This window comes from Polaribacter litoreus, from assembly GCF_054584775.1.
The window spans coordinates 78,569-96,772 of record NZ_JBTLRD010000003.1 but is presented as its reverse complement, the minus strand read 5'-3'; the positions used below and the strand labels follow the sequence as shown (position 1 = coordinate 96,772).

At 30.6% G+C, this 18,204-nt stretch carries 15 protein-coding genes; 9 read left to right on the top strand and 6 right to left on the bottom strand.

Annotation, left to right across the window (positions count from 1 at the left end):
* Positions 1-7 precede the first annotated feature (7 nt).
* The 6 genes from ACW9UN_RS02950 to ACW9UN_RS02925 all read right to left on the bottom strand — a co-directional run bounded on the left by ACW9UN_RS02950 (position 8) and on the right by ACW9UN_RS02925 (position 8,708).
* Positions 8-1,234, bottom strand: coding sequence for a tetratricopeptide repeat protein (locus ACW9UN_RS02950; protein WP_459483742.1), 1,227 nt, complete (start codon positions 1,232-1,234; stop codon positions 8-10).
* Positions 1,234-2,544, bottom strand: coding sequence for an AAA family ATPase (locus ACW9UN_RS02945; RefSeq protein WP_459483740.1), 1,311 nt, complete (start codon positions 2,542-2,544; stop codon positions 1,234-1,236). The genes ACW9UN_RS02950 and ACW9UN_RS02945 overlap by 1 nt, the downstream gene beginning before the upstream one ends.
* A 3-nt stretch (positions 2,545-2,547) precedes the next feature.
* The gene (locus tag ACW9UN_RS02940; RefSeq protein ID WP_459483739.1) at positions 2,548-3,825 is read right to left on the bottom strand and encodes a hypothetical protein; all 1,278 of its coding nucleotides are present in this window, start codon (positions 3,823-3,825) and stop codon (positions 2,548-2,550) included.
* Positions 3,826-3,937: 112 nt separating this feature from the next.
* Positions 3,938-4,807 (bottom strand): RluA family pseudouridine synthase, encoded by an 870-nt coding sequence (locus tag ACW9UN_RS02935; RefSeq protein ID WP_459483737.1) that lies wholly within the window; start codon positions 4,805-4,807, stop codon positions 3,938-3,940.
* A 154-nt stretch (positions 4,808-4,961) separates the two neighbouring features.
* Positions 4,962-8,213 carry a S41 family peptidase gene (locus ACW9UN_RS02930; RefSeq protein ID WP_459483735.1) on the bottom strand — a complete coding sequence of 1,084 codons (3,252 nt, stop codon included), beginning with the start codon at positions 8,211-8,213 and terminating at the stop codon, positions 4,962-4,964.
* Between the two features lie 78 nt (positions 8,214-8,291).
* Entirely contained in the window at positions 8,292-8,708 is a 417-nt protein-coding gene (locus ACW9UN_RS02925; protein ID WP_459483734.1) for a VOC family protein, read from the bottom strand.
* A 378-nt stretch (positions 8,709-9,086) separates the two neighbouring features.
* Here ACW9UN_RS02925 and ACW9UN_RS02920 point away from each other — a divergent pair, with 378 nt between their 5' ends.
* The 9 genes from ACW9UN_RS02920 (at position 9,087) to ACW9UN_RS02880 (ending at position 17,959) form a co-directional block, all read left to right on the top strand.
* A complete protein-coding gene (locus tag ACW9UN_RS02920) occupies positions 9,087-9,593 on the top strand; it encodes a DUF6913 domain-containing protein (protein ID WP_459483732.1) in 507 nt (168 codons plus the stop codon).
* Positions 9,594-9,692: 99 nt separating this feature from the next.
* Positions 9,693-10,568 (top strand): 4-hydroxy-tetrahydrodipicolinate synthase, encoded by an 876-nt coding sequence (gene dapA, locus ACW9UN_RS02915; protein WP_459483730.1) that lies wholly within the window; start codon positions 9,693-9,695, stop codon positions 10,566-10,568.
* A gap of 217 nt (positions 10,569-10,785) precedes the next feature.
* Positions 10,786-11,664 carry an outer membrane protein assembly factor BamD gene (locus ACW9UN_RS02910; protein ID WP_459483728.1) on the top strand — a complete coding sequence of 293 codons (879 nt, stop codon included), beginning with the start codon at positions 10,786-10,788 and terminating at the stop codon, positions 11,662-11,664.
* 4 nt (positions 11,665-11,668) lie between these two features.
* On the top strand, positions 11,669-11,989 hold the full coding sequence (locus ACW9UN_RS02905) for a DNA-directed RNA polymerase subunit omega (protein ID WP_459483727.1): 321 nt from the start codon (positions 11,669-11,671) through the stop codon (positions 11,987-11,989).
* A complete protein-coding gene (gene coaBC, locus ACW9UN_RS02900; protein WP_459483725.1) occupies positions 11,990-13,207 on the top strand; it encodes a bifunctional phosphopantothenoylcysteine decarboxylase/phosphopantothenate--cysteine ligase CoaBC in 1,218 nt (405 codons plus the stop codon).
* A complete protein-coding gene (porD, locus tag ACW9UN_RS02895) occupies positions 13,195-14,085 on the top strand; it encodes a type IX secretion system protein PorD (RefSeq protein ID WP_459483723.1) in 891 nt (296 codons plus the stop codon). The genes coaBC and porD overlap by 13 nt, the downstream gene beginning before the upstream one ends.
* 60 nt (positions 14,086-14,145) lie before the next feature.
* Positions 14,146-15,801, top strand: a complete 1,656-nt coding sequence (gene recN, locus ACW9UN_RS02890) for a DNA repair protein RecN (protein WP_459483721.1) — start codon at positions 14,146-14,148, stop codon at positions 15,799-15,801.
* A 154-nt stretch (positions 15,802-15,955) separates the two neighbouring features.
* Complete coding sequence (locus tag ACW9UN_RS02885) at positions 15,956-16,762, top strand: enoyl-ACP reductase FabI (RefSeq protein ID WP_459483720.1); 807 nt, start codon at positions 15,956-15,958, stop codon at positions 16,760-16,762.
* Between the two features lie 243 nt (positions 16,763-17,005).
* On the top strand, positions 17,006-17,959 hold the full coding sequence (locus ACW9UN_RS02880) for a glycosyltransferase family 2 protein (RefSeq protein WP_459483718.1): 954 nt from the start codon (positions 17,006-17,008) through the stop codon (positions 17,957-17,959).
* The last annotated feature ends 245 nt before the right edge of the window (positions 17,960-18,204 follow it).

The window sequence follows — 18,204 nt, the reverse complement described above, 5'->3', positions numbered from 1 at the left end:
TATAAATTTACTTAATAATATTATCGAGCCAAGTAAAAGCGATTAAAAGAATTAAAACAATTGAGCCTAACAGCATTAAATCGTCTGTAAAAAAAACACCTAGAAAGGCAGTTGCCAACATAGCAATACCCACACCAAAATGAAATAATTTTTTGTTTTTTGTTATGATGAGAAATGCTCTAGGCAGTGGCACTAAACTACAAAGAAATGCAAAGCCTAAAAGCAAAAAATATTGGTTAGTAAATGCACCATAACAAACAATTGCTAAAATGGCTCCTAAAAGTAAAAGCTGAAAAGCACGTCCACTTTTTTGTTGGTCCTTATCTAACAAGTATTTACCATAATTGTCAAAAATTAAAATAGCGTTGGATAAAGATTCCATCAACCAACCACCTAAAGCAAAAAGTAAATAAAGTATGATAATAGGAATTACTAAAAAAGTGTAGGTTGTATTTGACAATAATTTCACCGAAAAACGATAGGCCAAATACATACCAATAATAAAAATCCATTGTTGTTTGGTGCTTTTTTTGCTCATCCAAAATGAATATTTTAAATACAAGTTGTAAACAACGTTTTTTGCTTTTAAGGCTGTGCTCATACCTTCTCTAGCATACTCAAAATTAGGGTCTAAAGCCAAAGCTTGTTTAAAGTGATGTAAAGCCTCTTTGGTATTACCGTTTTCTAATTTAGACCAGCCAACATTTGCATGAGAATACACATTTTCAGGATCTTTTTCTAACAAGTTTTCTATAGTGGCAGTGGCTTCTTCTTTTCTGTTCAGTTTTGTAAGCGCCTGAACTCTTGCGTTTAAACACAATTTGTTATTAGGCTCTAAAGCCAAACCTTCATTAGCGAAATTTAGTGAAGATTCGTAGTTTTTTTCATTTAGCTGAATGTATGATTTTTGACCAAAAAAATCGGCTTCATACGGATATATGCTAATGGCTTTATCTATAAACTCTAATGCTTTTTTTAAGTTACTTTTACTTAAATAAATTTGAGATAATAAAAAATACACATTTTCATTATCGGGGTTTATTTGCAATAAAGCATTAGCCATTTCCTCAGATTTTTCTAAATCATCTAACTGTAAATAACAATGCGCTAAATGAAAAATAGTACTATAATCTTCAGGATCAAATTCTAAAGCCTTTTTAAAGTAAGAAACAGCATCTTGGTACCTCTCTAATTCATACAATTGAATACCTCTTAAATAATGTTGGTTTTCCATTATTTTTTAATTTTCAAATAGGTTAACACTTCATCATACAAGCCAGAATCGTTTGCGTATAAGGCATAGTTTTTAGCAGAGTTAAACCATTCTTTTGTGCTTGGTTTTACTTTTTTAATCGCTTTTAAAATATCTTTAGATTGTAAAGGTTTCGGAATTCCATCTTTAAAAGATTCCGAAAGTTTCTGTTCAATAGCTACATCAATTACAGCATTAATATCTGCTCCTGAAAATTGGTCACTTTTTTTAGCGATGTCTGATGTATCAACAATATCTGTTGGTTTGCCATTGAGTTTAATAGAAAAAATAGCTTTTCTAGCTTCCATATCTGGAGGAGAAACAAAAATAATACGATCAAATCTTCCTGGTCTTCTAAACGCAGGATCTAAATGCCAAGGTGTATTTGTGGCTCCTAAAATAAGCACTCCATCATTATCTGAAGATAAACCATCTAACTCACTTAAAAATTGATTGATTACTGATCTTCCAGAAGTTTTACTTACATCATTTCTATTGGCACCAAGAGCATCAATTTCATCAAAAAAGATTACGCAAGGCGTGTTTCTTCTGGCCAATTCAAAAATTTCGTTTAAATTTTTTTCTGAATTGCCAATCCACATGTCTAAAATATCATTGATGCTTACATTGATAAAATTTGCATTAATTTCGCCAGCTGTAGCTCTGGCAATATGTGTTTTTCCACAACCTGGTGGGCCATATAATAAAATTCCTCCTCCAATTTTTTTGCCATAGGCTTTGTATAATTCTGGATGCTGAAGTGGTTTTATAATTTTTAAAGCAATTTCTTCTTTTACTTTATCCATCCCACCAATATCTTTGAATTGAATTGAAGGTTTTTTCAAAAACTGTAAAGCATCATCATCAACAAAATCATCATCATTAATAGTGGTTGCAGTTACTCTTAATTTTTTATCAAAATCTTCATTTTTATAAGTATTATTTTGATTTAAAATAGTGCTATACATATCTTTTGCCTTGCCAATTTCATTTTGATGCAAATAACAATAACATAATAATTCTAAATGTTTTTCATCTGATGAAGTTTCTACTATTTCTTCTAAAACAATTTCTGCTGGGGCATATTTATTTTGCTTAAAGTAAATTTTTGCTAGTTGAAACTTAGCATCAACATTGTTTCTATCTAAATTTAGTATTTCTGTTAAAAATTTTTCTGCTTTAGCAACAGCATTATCCTCAATATATAATTTTGCAATTTGTAATTTTAAAGGAATGTTGTTTGGTGAAAACTGTAAAGCTTCTAATAAGCTGTTTAATAAATCTTTATTCATACTTTAATTGTAACCTTTTACTTTACCCATACTCAATTGATTACCATTAGCAAATGTGTGGTTTGTTGGTAATAAGGTACCGCTTTCTGTTGTAATCCAATCTTGCCAAGTGGCTGGTGTGCCATTCATTCTGCCATTTTTTAAATACATTTTGTAGCTTTTGGGTATATAGTTTTCGTCTAAAAGCCAAACATAGGAATCTCCTGGAGTTGTTCCTCCAGAAGTGTAGGTAACTCTTAGTGCTTCTTTACCATCAATTTTTTCTATGTTTCTAACTACGCCATCATCATACAATTTATGCGGCGCAACTAACCAAAAAGAATCGTTATTAAAAATATCCCAAGCTCTTTTTACTACTTTTTCATCAGTATCTTCTTGCTTAATTCCTTCAAAATATACTGTGCTTTTTGCAATATCTGCTGGGTATAGGTTTACTCTAAAATCATCCCAAGAAACATCAACAATATGCGCATCTTTATTCCATTTAAAAGTTCTTTTTCCGCCAAAACTCCATTCTAAAAATTTGGTATTTTTATAGTTTTTATGATGAATTGCTTTTAAAATTTTATCAGCCAAATTATTTGCTTTTGGATTGTAAGCTTTTACATTACCCATAGAAATCTCCATTCCAAATAAAGAAAGAGTATGTTTTGTTGGTAGTTTTATCCCTGCTTCAGTGGTTTTCCAATTTGCCCAAGTAGCAGAAACACCACCAATAGGAATAATTGAAGTCCACATTTTAAAGGAAGTAGGAAAGTAGTTTTCATCTAAAATCCATAAATAAGAATCTCCAGGAGTAGAACCACCAGAAGTATAGGTAATTAGTAATGCATCTTTACCTTTATGCTGTACAATACTCCTTTCAGTACCAGGATCAAATATTTTATACGGAGCTACTAACCAAAAAGAATCGTTGTTAAAATAACCAATTGCTTTTTGTAGTAGTTCTTTATTATTTACTTTTTTTTCGTTTACAAAAACTTCAGATTTAGAATGATCTTTTGTATTTAAAATCACTTTATTTTCATCCCAAGAAACGTTTACTTTATGCTCTTGTTTGTACCATTTGTAAAAATGAGTGTTTATAAAGTTCCATTCTAAAACTTCGGTGTTCTCAAAGGCTTGATGATTGATTGCATTGAACATTTTAATTGCCAAAGCATCTGCATCTTTACCAGTTTTACCTTTGGGTAAATCTTTGTTATTGATGAAATAATACACAACAAAAAAGCCAATAATTACAATAAGTAAGGCTGCTATGATTTTAAAAAACTTCTTCATAAAAAAAATGATAAATTAAATAGCTAATTTATCATTTTTTAATGATTCCTTTATTTATTTTGATGATAATAATCTGAAACGTATTTTATTTGTATTTAACAGTTTTTTATAATCATTGAATTTTAGCAGTAAAAATTTTTGTAAACTTTTTAGGTAAATCTGTAGAAACCATTATTTCTTCTTTTGTAAAAGGATGAATAAATTTTAAGGTGTTAGCTTGTAAATACAAGCCTTTTCCTTTTAAGATTAACTCAGTTTTACCATAATTTTGATCTCCTAAAATTTGATGACCAATACTAGATAAATGTTTTCTAAGTTGGTGTTTTCTGCCTGTTTTGGGTTTGAGTTCAACTAAATTTAAATAGTTAAAACGATTTGATTTTACAAAATGTAAAACTTTAAATAGGGTAGAAGCATTTTTGTCATCAATTTTAAAATTAATTAATCCGCCAGAACACATTTTGCCAATAGTAATGGCATAATATGTTTTTTCAATTTCTTTGGTTTCAAACAATTTATTCAATTTTAATATGGCTGTACTTGTTTTTCCTACTAATAAAACACCACTAGTGGGATAATCTAAGCGATGCACAGGTTGTGGATGAATGGCATCTTTTTGAGAGCTCTTTTTTAAATTTTGAGTTAGGACATTTGTAATAGTAACCCATTTATTTCCACTAACTAAAATACCAGCAGGTTTGTAAATAATTGCTAAATAATCGTCTTCAAATAAAACTTCTAAATTTAATTTTAACTGTTTTAATGCTTTATTTTTTTTAGGTTGATGCAGTTCAATTATTTCTCCGCCTAAAATATACTTTGATGTTGTAGCCAAACTCTCATCAATTGTAATTAGCCCTTTTTTAATAGCTTTTTTCAATGCCGATTTTGTAGTAATTGTATGGAAGATACCAATGCCATATTCTTGGAAACGAATAGGTTTTTCTTGTTTTGTAGCAGTATGAGTTTCTGAGATTGTCAAAATAGAGTTATTAAAAGAGGCTACCTAACAAGTTAATTTAGTTGTTATTTTTAGCGAATTCGAAAAATTTATATAATTGATTTTCAATAAACAAGATTTCTCTATTACAGTGGAAATGACAAATTTTAATACTTTTTAGAGCGCTTCTTTAATTTTAATTATCAGACTTATATCCTTTTGGTCTTTTAGAACGAATGGGTGCTTTAGGTTCAGGTTTCATTTTAAATTCATTTCCTTTTAACAATCTTAAAGCTTCTTCAACCGCTTTTTCCAATTGCGGATCTCTACCTTTTAAAACTTCTTTTGGTGTTTGATGAACTTCAATATCTGGAGCAACACCATCACCTTCAACTGCCCATTTTCCATCAACGTCATAAAAACCACCTCTAGGTGCTACCATTCTGCCACCATCAATAAAAGGCGGAGTATCCCAAGTACCTACTAAACCACCCCAAGTTCTTGTGCCTACTAAAGTACCTAACCCTTTTTCTTTAAACATATAAGGTAGTAGATCTCCACCAGAACCTGCTCTTTCATTAATAATCATTACTTTCGGACCCCAAATACCAGCCATTGGTGTTGTCCAAGGTTTTCTGCTTTCGCTTTTACTATTAAAATAACCCACAACCTCTCTAGACATAATATCTATCATATAATCAGCAGCAGAACCACCACCATTATTTCTTTCGTCAATAATTACTCCTTTTTTATCTTGTTGCGCAAAATAATATCGATTAAAAGATGTAAAACCTGCTCCACTAGTATTTGGAACATAAACATAAGCCAACTTACCATTTGAAAGTTGATCTACCTTTCTTCTGTTAGATTCTACCCAATCAATACTTCTTAAGCTTCTTTCACTAAACGTTGGTTGAACAAGTATTTCTTTAGCGTCTTTTGTAGAAGGTTTATTGTTTATAGTGATGTAAATCTGTCTTCCTGCAGTTTGCTCAAGTAATTTATAAGGATTCATTTTAGAAGTTAAAGCAACTCCGTTAATAGCTAGTAAATAATCACCTTCTTTTACATCAATACCAGGCAACCCTAAAGGAGCTGTTATGTTCGGGTTCCAACGTTCTCCTTTATAGATTTTTTTAAATTGATAAAGGCCATTATTGATTTTAAAATCTGCACCCAGTAAACCCACAGGAACTCTGTTTAAATCAGGAAAATCTCCACCAGAAACATAAGAATGTCCAATAGCAACTTCACCACTCATAATATCTACCACATAATTTAAGTCGGTTCTATGTCTTACATCATTTATCCAAGGAGCGTACCATTTATAAATATCATCCCAAGGAGCTCCGTGAACATTATCTACATATAAAAAATCTCTCATAAAGCGCCATCCTTCTTTAAAAATTTGATGCGCTTCAGCTTTAGGATCTACCTTAATTTTTAGATTGGTTTTTAGTGATTCTTTTCCTGCTTTTGCAGATTTTGTGCTATTCAAGCTCCAGCTTCCTTTTTTATTTAGTAAAATAGAATTTCGATCATTTGAAACACTCATTGCAGATACACCTGTTGCAAAAACTGTAGCTTTTTCTTTAGAAATATTGTAGCTATGAACCGTTAATCCAGGTGAATTTGGCACAGCTTCAGCAATAAAAACTTTGTTTTTTGGTCCTTTTAAAAGAGCTGTATAATTTCTTGCAGGTAGTTTTAAAGCTACAGCTCTATCAAATATTCCATTTTCAACAATAATAGTTTTATGAACTGAGGCCTCTTTTTTGTCTTTCTTTTGGTCATTACCTGAATTCTTAGGCTTTTCTTTTTTTAGGATTTCCTCATCTGTTTTTGGTAGGTTTGGTGCTTTATCATCAGAATTTAAAACTATTGTGTATAATGATCTTGTAAGGCTAGGATCGTAAGAGCTCATATCTAACCAACCTGTTTGCAATCCGTAGTCTGTGCTTGCTAAGGTGTAAATATATTTTCCATTTGCATCCCAAACAGGAGAAATAGCATCAGCAACAGGATCTGTGATTTGCACAATTTTTTTGCTACTTATTTGATAAGCAAAAATAGATTTATAACTATTGTCGTTTTGTTTTGCATACGCAATCCAATCACTATCTGGAGACCATTTAGGGTTCATGGTTCTGTTTGGATGCGCAAAACCATCAGCATCAACTTTTATGATTTTTTGAGTTTCTATATCAATAACCCAAATTACAAAATTAGTATCTGTAAACGCAATGTATTTACCATTTGGAGACCAATCTGGTTGAAAATAAAAGGTAGGATTTGGTAATTTTATAGATTCTTGATTTTCTCCCCTTTGATTGGCAATAACCAATTCATATTCTCCATTTTTATCGGAAAACCAAGCTATTTTATCTCCTTTTGGAGACCAAATAGGAGAACGATCTGCAACACCAGAAGTGTTGGTTATGTTTCTCCAAGTACCATTTTCTTTAGGTACTGTAAAAATTTCTCCTCTATATTCAAATAAGGCTCTTTTTCCATTAGGTGACACATTTGCATTGGTTAAATTTCTTCCAGAAACATTCATCCATCTAGTTCTAGAGTAATTTAAATCTCCTTTAACCTCAATATTAATAGGATGTGTTTCTTGAGTTTCAGGATTTAGTTTGTGTAAAAAACCACCTTGTTCGTAAACAATTCCATTTTTATTAGCATCTATGTTTTTAACATCAAATTTTTTATGAAACGTAATTTGTTTTTCTTGCTTTGTAGCTAAGTTGTAAGACCAAATATTAGCTGTATAATCTCTTTCTGAAATATAATAAACATCACCTTTAAACCAAACAGGATTTGTGTGTCTTTCATTATCTTTTTGAGGAGTTTTTACCAACGCTTTTGTTTTTAAATCTACAATCCAAATAGGCATTGCTTGTCCACCTCTATAATTTCTCCATTCTGCATCCCAGCTTGTAATTGGGGTATAAGCAATGTATTTATTATCGGCAGAAATTTCTCCAAAAGCCGCTCTTGGAATATCAAAAGCTTTGGGCATTCCGCCCTCGGTAGAAACTGTATAAAATTTATTGGTTTGTGTTGGTTTAGAGGCTCTGTTAGATCTAAAAAGAATTTTTCCATCGGGTGTCCAACTTTGAACGATATCTGATCCAGGATGGTAAGTTAACCTTTTTGGTTCGCCACCATTAACGGAAACCACAAAAACATCTGTATTTCCATCATACTGAGCTGTAAAAGCTACCCATTTTCCATCATTAGAAAACTGAGGGTTGGTTTCGTAGCCTTCATCACTAGTTAAACGAACTGCATTTCCACCAGTTATTGGAACTTTCCATAAATCAGCAGCGTAAACAAAAACAATATCAGAGTTGGAAAGTGTAGGCTGTCTTAACAATCTCGTATTTTGAGAAAAACAGTAAAAACTTGTAAGTAAAGAAAAAAGAAAGCTAATTTTTTTCATAATAAATGTAGTTTGATTTAAGTTTTAAAGATAAAGAAAATCAAACTAAGCATAATAATGAAAAAAGTTGTAGAAAAACTACTTGGCAAATAATTGACCAATATCTTGAAAAGCTTTAAACTCTAAAGCGTTGTTTTCTGGGTCTTTAAAAAACATTGTGGCTTGTTCTCCTACTTTTCCTTTAAAACGTATGCAAGGAGCAATCTCAAATTTTGTGTTTGCTGCTTTTAAATTATTTGCTAAAGTGTGCCAATCTTCCCAAGTTAAAACCACTCCAAAATGAGGTACTGGAACATCAAAACCATCTACGGGGTTTGAAATTCTTTGTGGTACAAAATCGTTTTTTTGATGAATTACCAATTGATGACCAAAGAAATTAAAATCTACCCAATTTTCGGTTGAGCGCCCTTCTTCGCATCCTAATACATCTCTATAAAACGTTCTGCATTTTTGTAAATTTTGAACGGGGATTGCTAAATGGAATGGTTGTATCATTATGGTTTATGTAATTTTAAATTATACTTTTTTTATGCAATAAATACCTTGTTTACTGTTGATAAAAATAGTAATAATTGTTGTTGGTTGTAAGATAATTAGATTCTAATTTTACACAATTTAAACAACTTGTTTGTTCTTTTAAATAAACTTTAAAATGGCTACGTTTTGACATCTTTTAATTCTAGGAAAAATGCTTTGTTTGATCTAGCGTTAAGATTTTTGGATTGATGTTAGAGAACAACAATTTACCAAAATAGCATCATTGTACCTATTTGTTTTTTATTAAAAAATAATTCGCAAGATGTTTTTGATGTCGTTGTAAAAGAAAATAAGTAGTATTTTTACAGAAATCATCTACAAATTAACATAGGTCTTTTGAAAAAATCTTTCATAAAAAAACGTTTCAATAAGCTCTTAAAACACAAAGAAGCGCATAGAGAAATATCTCATGATGAGGTTTATACTGTTGGTATAATTGCCTCAGGAGAAATATATAAATGGCTTAAAATAGAAAACGAGGTTGAAAAAATACTCGGTTTAGGAAATGTTAGAATTTATAGTTACAGGCCTTACAATAAAATGAATGTACCGTCCTATAAATTTTTTACTGAGAAAGATTTTAATTGGAAAGGTGATATAAAAAATAAATACTTTAAATCATTTATAGAAGAGCCTCACGATTTGCTAATAGGTTATTTTAATAAGAATAATTTGTATTTAGAAAATGCTGTTTTAAGGTCTAAAGCAAAATTTAAAGTGGGTTTTGCAAATGTAAACCAAGGATTATATGACATGGAAATAGCAGAAGTACCAACAAAAATAGAAAGTTTCTTGTCCGAATTAAAAAAGTATTTGATCATATTAAATAAACTAAAAAATTAAACTTTACATTAAAAGTTGTGTATTCTTTATCACAACTTCCTATTTTTTGAAAAGATTCAATTTGAAAATTGTAATTTTACCCTCTAAAATAATTAAATAATGCAAAAATTTGTTGGTACAGGTGTGGCTCTGATTACCCCTTTTAAAGAAGATTTATCTATAGATATTGATGCGCTCATAAAATTGGTCAATTTTAATATCGAAAACGGCACAAACTATTTGGTAATCAATGGTACAACAGGAGAAAGCGCTACCATAACTAAAGAAGAAAAACAACTTATTATAGATGTTGTTGTAAAAGCAAACAACAATCGAGTTCCATTAGTTTTAGGTGTTGGTGGCAATAATACGTTAGATGTTGTTAAAGAGTTAAAGACTAGAGATTTTTCTGGAATTGACGGTATTTTATCAGTAGCACCATATTACAGTAAGCCAACACAAGAAGGGTTTTACCAACATTATAAAGCGGTTGCAGAAGCAACAGATTTACCCATTATTTTATACAATGTGCCTGGTAGAACTGCAAAAAATATGGAACCATCAACTACCATTCGTCTAGCAAATGATTTTGATAATATTGTGGGAGTTAAAGAAGCTGGTAACAACCAACAACAATATTTTACCTTATTAAAAAATAAACCCGAGAATTTTTTAGTTATTTCTGGTGATGATGATTTGGCTTTGGGCGTTGCTTTGGCTGGAGGTTCAGGAGTTATTTCTGTGATTGGACAAGCATTTCCAGAGGCGTTTTCTAAAATGATTCAATTAGGATTAGAAGGAAAAAATAAAGAAGCCTATAAAATTCATTTTAAAATGATGGATATTATCGATTATATTTTCGAAGAAAATAATCCTGCAGGCATCAAAACGGTTTTACAACAATTGGGTATTTGCACTAATGATGTACGTTTGCCGTTAGTAAAAGCAAGTAAAGCATTACAAGCCAAAATAGCTAAATTTGTCAATGAATTTTAGTTTTTGAAAACAAAAACACATAAATAAGTATTCTTAACAAACTTTTAGTATCGTTTTATTAATTTTTTCGGGCTTTTTTATGGATTATTGCACTACAATATAGTTGTGTTGATTGTTTTTTGGTAAAAATAAAAAAAATCAAAACACTAAAACGAAAGATTTATTTCGAGAAAAATAAATACTTTTATTATCCATAATTAATTACTAATTTTGCCCGATGCAAAAAATTAAAAATTTAGCGTATTTAGTAGTGTTTAGCTTGATGTTATTCTCTTGTGGGGAGTATCAAAAAGTGTTAAACAAAGGTAGTATAGAAGAGCAGTACAAAATGGCTACGAAACTCTACGAAACTAAAAAATTCTCTAAGGCTTTACGTTTATTCGAAAAAATAACACCAGCCTACAGAGGTAAACCTCAAATGGAGCGTATTCAATTTATGGTTGCTCAGTCTAATTTTAATACCAAAAATTACTTACAAGCAGCATACTATTTTGAAAGATTTAAAAATAACTACCCAAAAAGCTCTAAAAATGAAGAGGCTGCATTTTTATCTGCCTTAAGTTATAAATTGGCATCACCTGTTTATAGCCAAGACCCAACAGATACCAATAAAGCATTAGAAGCATTTCAAAATTTTATTACTACGTATCCTAATTCAGATAAGCTTGATGAAGCAAATCAGCATTACAAAGATTTACGATACAAGTTGCAAAAAAAATATTTTGAAATCGCTAAAGTATATTACACTACAGCAGATTATGACTTAAGAAATTACAAAGCAGCAATTCAGGCTTTTGATAATTTGTTATCAGACTATCTAGGTTCAGAATTTAAAGAAGAGGCTTTATTTTATAGATTAAAAGCAGCACATGATTTTGTGTTAAAAAGTACAGATAGAAGAAAATTTGATAGAATTAAAGATGCTATTGAAGCTTACGACAAGTTGAAAAGAAATTTTCCAGAAACACAATTTACGGAAGAAGCTGATCAAATGCTAGCTACGCTTAAGAAAGAAGAAAAAAGGATCGACAATCTTATCCAAAAGATGAAAGATTTAGAGAAGAGTAATACAAAACAAAATTCAAAAGAGAAGTAATATTATGGATTATAAAGATACAGAAGCAGCTATAAGTACAGTTACTTATAACAAAGATGAAATTGAAGCACCTACTCAAAATATTTATGAGGCAATTTCAATCATTGCGAAAAGAGCAAATCAAGTTAATGCTGATTTAAAGAAAGAATTGGTAGACAAATTAGATGAGTTTGCTACGTATAATGATAGTTTAGAAGAGGTTTTTGAAAATAAAGAACAAATTGAAGTTTCTAAATTTTACGAACGTTTACCAAAACCAACTGCAATAGCTGTTGAAGAATGGTTAAATGATAAGGTATATTTTAGAACTCCAGAAGCAGAATAAATGTCTGTTTTAAGTGGTAAAAAAATCCTTTTAGGCATTACTGCTGGTATAGCTGCATACAAAACGGCTTCTTTAGTTCGTTTATTTATAAAATTAGGCGCAGATGTTAAAGTAATTATGACACCTGCGTCTAAAGATTTTATAACACCTCTCACACTTTCTACACTTTCTAAAAATCCTGTTCATTCTACTTTTTATGATAAAGAAGAAGAAAATGAGCTATGGAACAATCATGTTGATTTTGGTTTGTGGGCAGACTATTTTTTAATTGCGCCTGCAACTGCAAATACCATGTCTAAAATGGCAAATGGTACTTGCGATAATTTGTTGCTGGCTACTTACTTGTCTGCTAAATGTCCTGTGTATTTAGCACCAGCTATGGACTTGGATATGTATATTCATCCATCCACTAAAAAAAGTTTAGATAAATTAAAAAGTTTTGGTAATAGTATAATTCCTGCAACTTCAGGTGAATTGGCTAGTGGTTTGATAGGAGAAGGTAGAATGGCAGAGCCAGAAGATATTGTTGCTTTTATTGAAAATGATATTTTAGAAAAATTACCTTTAAAGGGTAAAAAAGTATTAATTACTGCTGGGCCAACTTACGAGGCTATAGATCCAGTTCGTTTTATTGGAAATCATTCTTCAGGAAAAATGGGGTTTGCCATTGCAAATGCAGCTGCAAATTTTGGTGCAGAAGTTATTTTAATTTCGGGTCCAAGTCATCAACAAATACAACATTCCTTAATAAATAGAGTGGATGTAGTTTCGGCAGATGAGATGTATAATGCTGCTCATCAATATTTTAATAAAGTTGATATTGCTGTTTTGTCTGCAGCAGTAGCAGACTATAAACCAAAAAATGTTGCTAGTCAGAAAATAAAAAAGAAAGATACAGCGTTAACTATAGAGTTAGCACCAACTAAAGATATTTTAGCTTCTTTAGGAGCAGTAAAAACACATCAATTTTTGGTGGGTTTTGCATTAGAAACGAATAACGAAATTGATAACGCAAAAAGTAAGCTAAAACGTAAAAACTTAGACGCTATTGTTTTAAATTCTTTGCAAGATAAAGGCGCTGGTTTTGCAACAAACACAAATAAAATTACTATTATTGATAAAGATTTCAATGAAAAACCATTTGAATTAAAATCAAAAGATGATGTTGCCAAAGACATTATCAACGAAATTATAAATAAAATTAAATGCGTAAAATAGTATTACTTGTCGGTTTATTTTTATTTGTTGCCAAAGTAAATTCGCAAGAACTAAACTGTTTGGTAAATATTAATTATGAGCAAATAGCAGGTTCTAATAGGCAAGTATTTACCACGTTACAAACCGCATTAACAGAATTCATAAATCAAACAAAATGGACAAATAGGGTTGTACAGACTGAGGAAAAAGTAGATTGTGCAATGAATATTATTATTACTTCTAGAGACAATAATACATTTACAGCTACTTTGCAAGTGCAATCTTCAAGACCCGTTTATGGTTCGTCTTATTCAACTCCACTTTTAAATTTAAGAGATAACGATTTTACGTTTCGTTATAACGAATTTGATCCACTATTTTATAATAGAAACTCTTTTGATAGCAATTTAATTTCTACCATTGTTTTTTATGCTTATGTAATTTTAGGGGTAGATGCAGATACTTTTGAAAAATATGGAGGAGATTTTGAGCTAAAAGAAGCGCAAAATGTAATGTTGCAAGCACAACAAAGTGGACTCTCTTCTTGGCAAAACGTAGTGGGTAAACAAAACCGCTTTTTACTAATTGATAATTTATTGGCTCCAAAATTAAAAACATACAGAGATGTAATGTACGATTACCATATTAAAGGTTTAGATAACTTTGCAAACAATAAAGATTTTGCAAAGCAAACCATTGAAGATAGTGTTTTAAAAATGCAAAACCTATTCAACAAAACTGTGGGTAATTATTTAATTCGATTGTTTTTTGATGCCAAAGCAGATGAAATTGTAAATATTTATTCTGATGGACCTAGAACAAGAAATGCAGTGCGTTTGAGTACTACATTGCGTAAAATTTCTCCAAATAACAATTCGAAGTGGAGAAATATTGAGTAGTATTTTCTTTTAATTTTCTAAATATATTTCACTAATTTTATACTATAAAAATTAGTGAACTTGCTTACACAACTTTCTATACATAACTACGCATTAATCAATCAATTAACTATTGATTTTTCGGAAGGATTATCCATAATCACTGGTGAAACTGGTGCAGGAAAATCCATACTATTAGGCGCACTAGGTTTAGTGCTTGGTAATCGTGCAGATTTATCTTCTCTTAAAGATACAAACACCAAATGCATTGTAGAAGCAAAAGTGGCACTTGTAAACTACAATTTACAAGATTTTTTTGAAGAAGTAGATTTAGATTACGAAGCAGAAACTATTATAAGAAGAGAAATTTTACCATCAGGCAAATCTAGAGCATTTGTAAACGACACTCCAGTAAAACTTTCTGTTTTAAATCAACTAAGAAGCAAGTTGATAGACGTGCACTCGCAGCACGAAACTTTGGCATTATCAGACAATAGCTTTCAATTTTCTATTGTAGATGCTTTAGCAAAAAATAAAGATAAAATAGCCTCTTACAAAAGAGGATTTTCTAAATTAAATCAACTTAAAAAAGAATTACAAGAATTAGAAATCACGCAAAAAGAAGCAAATCAGCAATACGAATACAATTTGCATTTGTTTAATGAATTAAAAGAGGCGAATTTAAAAGTTGATGAACAAGAAGAGTTAGAAGAAAAATTAGAGCAATTAAATAATATAGAAGACATCAAACTCAATTTGTCTGAAGCTTTAGAAATTTCTATAAACGATGAAATTGGTATACAAAATTTATTAAATACTTTAGAAAATAGATTGATAAAAATTGCTACTTTTTCGAAACAGTATCAAGAATTATCAGAAAGAGTTACTTCTGTAAAAATAGAAATTGATGATGTCATTACAGAATTAGAAAAGGCCAACGAAAATGTAGATTTCAATCCAATTGAAATTGAAGAATTAAATGACCGTTTACAGCTAATTTACAACTTACAGAAAAAGCATTCTGTGGCTACCATTCAAGAACTTTTAGAAGTTTTAGAAGAGTTGTCAGAAAAAGTAAGTCAGGTAGAAAATGCAGAAGAAACCATTACCAACAAAAAGAATGAGATTGCAGATGTTACTGTAAAATTAGACAAATTAGCAGGTTTAATTACCAAAAGCAGAGCCAAAGTTACACCACAGTTAACCAGACAATTACAGCATTTATTGGCAGAATTGGGTATGGAAAATGCACGTTTTTCCATCAATATAAAAGCGACATCTAATTATTTTGTAAATGGAAAAGATGAATTAGAATTTTTGTTTTCTGCAAATAAAGGTGGAAATTTTGGTGAGCTTAAAAAAGTGGCTTCTGGAGGAGAATTGTCAAGAATAATGTTGTCTGTAAAAACAGTATTATCAGAAAATACAAAGTTACCAACCATTATTTTTGATGAAATTGATACTGGGGTTTCTGGAGAAGTATCTAACAAAATAGCAGCTATTATGCAGCAAATGAGTAACAACATGCAAGTTATTGCTATTACACATTTGCCACAAATTGCATCAAAAGGAAAATACCACTATAAAGTATTTAAAAAAGAAATTAAAGGTGTTACAACTACCAATTTAAAACAACTTTCTGATGAAGAAAGAGTTGTAGAAATTGCAGAGATGTTAAGCGGAAAAGATATCTCAGAATCAGCTTTAACTCACGCAAAAGAATTACTTAGCCCCTAAATCTCCAAAGGTGACTTTTGAGTAATTGATGTTTCAAAAAAGTATGAGTTTAATATCTTTGCACTAAGATAATTAAAAATCTAATTGGCTTCTCAATTTTGCCCTTTGGGGAAATGTCTGAAAGACAAAGGGGCTAACAACTAAAAACTAAATAATGTACAACTTACTAAAAGGAAAAAAAGGAATTATTTTTGGCGCATTAAACGAGCATTCAATCGCTTGGAAAGTAGCAGAAAGAGCCCATGAAGAAGGGGCCACTTTTGTATTAACAAACGCACCAATTGCTTTAAGAATGGGGCAGTTGAATGAATTGGCTGCAAAAACAGGTTCTCAAGTAATTGCTGCAGACGCAACTTCTTTAGAAGATATAACAGCTTTAGTAGAACAATCTATGGAAATTTTAGGAGGTAAAATCGACTTTGTTTTACACTCTATAGGCATGTCTTTAAACGTAAGAAAAGGCAAACATTATACAGATCCAAATTACGATTTCACCACAAAAGGTTGGGATATTTCAGCACTTTCTTTTCATAAAGTAATGAATGTTTTATACAACAAAAAAGCAATGTCTGAGTGGGGTTCTATAGTAGCCTTAACCTATATGGCTGCACAACGTGTTTTTCCAGATTATAATGATATGGCAGACAACAAAGCTTATTTAGAGAGTATTGCACGTAGTTTTGGGTACTTTTTTGGTAGAGATCATAAAGTGCGTGTCAATACAATTTCGCAATCGCCAACACCAACAACAGCAGGTAGTGGCGTAAAAGGTTTTGATGGTTTTATAGAGTATGCCGAAAAAATGAGTCCTTTAGGTAATGCAACCGCTTTAGAATGTGCAGATTACACCATTTCTTTATTTTCAGATTTAACTAAAAAAGTAACGCTGCAGAATTTATTTCATGATGGCGGCTTTTCAAATATGGGGGTTAGTGACCCAGTTATGGAAAAGTTTGAGTAGAGGCAAAACCATATTAAACAGAATTTGGTTCAGTTTCTCATCATAATAGTTTTTTGAAGCTATTTCCTGCTTTCGCTACTCAATTTTTTTGCCTTTTAGGACAAAAAAGATTTCAAACAAGTCGCTCAATCAGGGCTAAGCCAGTCTGCCAATTTTTAGAAAACTAGAAAATTGAAAGTTGCTCAAACCAACAGCTTTCAATTTTTTTATTTCCTAACTTTACAACTTTACAACTTTATAATTTTGCAACTCAGTTTTTCCATAATTATCCCAGTATACAATCGGCCTAAAGAAATAGACGAACTACTTACTAGTTTAACAAAACTAGATTTTGAAGACGATTTCGAAATTTTAATTATTGAAGATGGTTCGTCACAAAAAAGCGATCAAATTGTAGAAAAGTACACATCAACATTAAATGTAAATTACTTTTACAAAGAAAACAGTGGAGCAGGAGCCAGCCGAAATTACGGAATGCAAAAAGCTTCAGGCAATTATTTTATCGTCTTAGATTCAGATGTAATTGTACCAGAACACTATTTATCAGAAGTAAAAAAAGCTTTAAAAGAAAATTATACAGATGCTTTTGGTGGGCCAGATGCAGCACATCAGAGTTTTACAGCTTTGCAAAAAGCAATGAATTATTCCATGACTAGTTTTTTAACCACTGGTGGCATTCGTGGTAAAAAAAACGGAGTAGGAAAATTTCAATTACGAAGTTTTAATTTAGGATTATCAATAAAAGCCTTTGAAACTGTAAAAGGATTCTCAAACATGAAAACTGGCGAAGATATTGATTTAACTTTTCGTTTATGGAAAAACGGATTCAATACACAATTAGTAACAGCTGCTTTTGTATATCATAAACGAAAAAGTACAGTAAAGCAATTTTTTAAACAAACCTATGCGTTTGGTAAAGCAAGGCCAATTTTAAATAAAAAATATCCTAAAAGTGCAAAAATTACATTTTGGTTTCCTAGTATTTTTATTTTAGGGCTTGGTACAAGTTTTCTTTTATCATTTTTTGGACTAACAGTATTATTACAACTTTATATATTCTATTTTTTGATGCTCTTTTTAGATGCTCTTTTTAAAAACAAAAAATTAAATGTAGCTTTTTTAAGTATAATTACCTCTTTTACTCAATTTTTAGGTTACGGATTGGGCTTTTTACAAACTTATTTTTTTAGAAAATAAACAAATTCAAATTGTATTATTTAAATGAGTAAGAATTATAACATTAAAACAATTTTTTCTTTTTCAACCTAAGAAAGAATAATATATTTGACTTTTAATATAATGCAATATAAATAAGAATTTTTGTGTTTTACATCTTGTAAATTAATAATATGACAAATAAAATTCAATACAAATTACAAATTGTATGTAAATTTATCAAAGGCTCATCGTCAAAAATTCAGGAAAAAAATAAAAAATAGTCT

Coding starts and splice junctions, on each gene's coding strand:
- ACW9UN_RS02950 (WP_459483742.1), bottom strand. CDS start 1,234: ATGGAAAACCAACATTATTTAAGAGGTATTCAATTGTATGAATTAGAG.
- ACW9UN_RS02945 (WP_459483740.1), bottom strand. CDS start 2,544: ATGAATAAAGATTTATTAAACAGCTTATTAGAAGCTTTACAGTTTTCA.
- ACW9UN_RS02940 (WP_459483739.1), bottom strand. CDS start 3,825: ATGAAGAAGTTTTTTAAAATCATAGCAGCCTTACTTATTGTAATTATT.
- ACW9UN_RS02930 (WP_459483735.1), bottom strand. CDS start 8,213: ATGAAAAAAATTAGCTTTCTTTTTTCTTTACTTACAAGTTTTTACTGT.
- ACW9UN_RS02925 (WP_459483734.1), bottom strand. CDS start 8,708: ATGATACAACCATTCCATTTAGCAATCCCCGTTCAAAATTTACAAAAA.
- dapA (WP_459483730.1), top strand. CDS start 9,693: ATGCAAAAATTTGTTGGTACAGGTGTGGCTCTGATTACCCCTTTTAAA.
- ACW9UN_RS02910 (WP_459483728.1), top strand. CDS start 10,786: ATGCAAAAAATTAAAAATTTAGCGTATTTAGTAGTGTTTAGCTTGATG.
- ACW9UN_RS02905 (WP_459483727.1), top strand. CDS start 11,669: ATGGATTATAAAGATACAGAAGCAGCTATAAGTACAGTTACTTATAAC.
- coaBC (WP_459483725.1), top strand. CDS start 11,990: ATGTCTGTTTTAAGTGGTAAAAAAATCCTTTTAGGCATTACTGCTGGT.
- porD (WP_459483723.1), top strand. CDS start 13,195: ATGCGTAAAATAGTATTACTTGTCGGTTTATTTTTATTTGTTGCCAAA.
- ACW9UN_RS02885 (WP_459483720.1), top strand. CDS start 15,956: ATGTACAACTTACTAAAAGGAAAAAAAGGAATTATTTTTGGCGCATTA.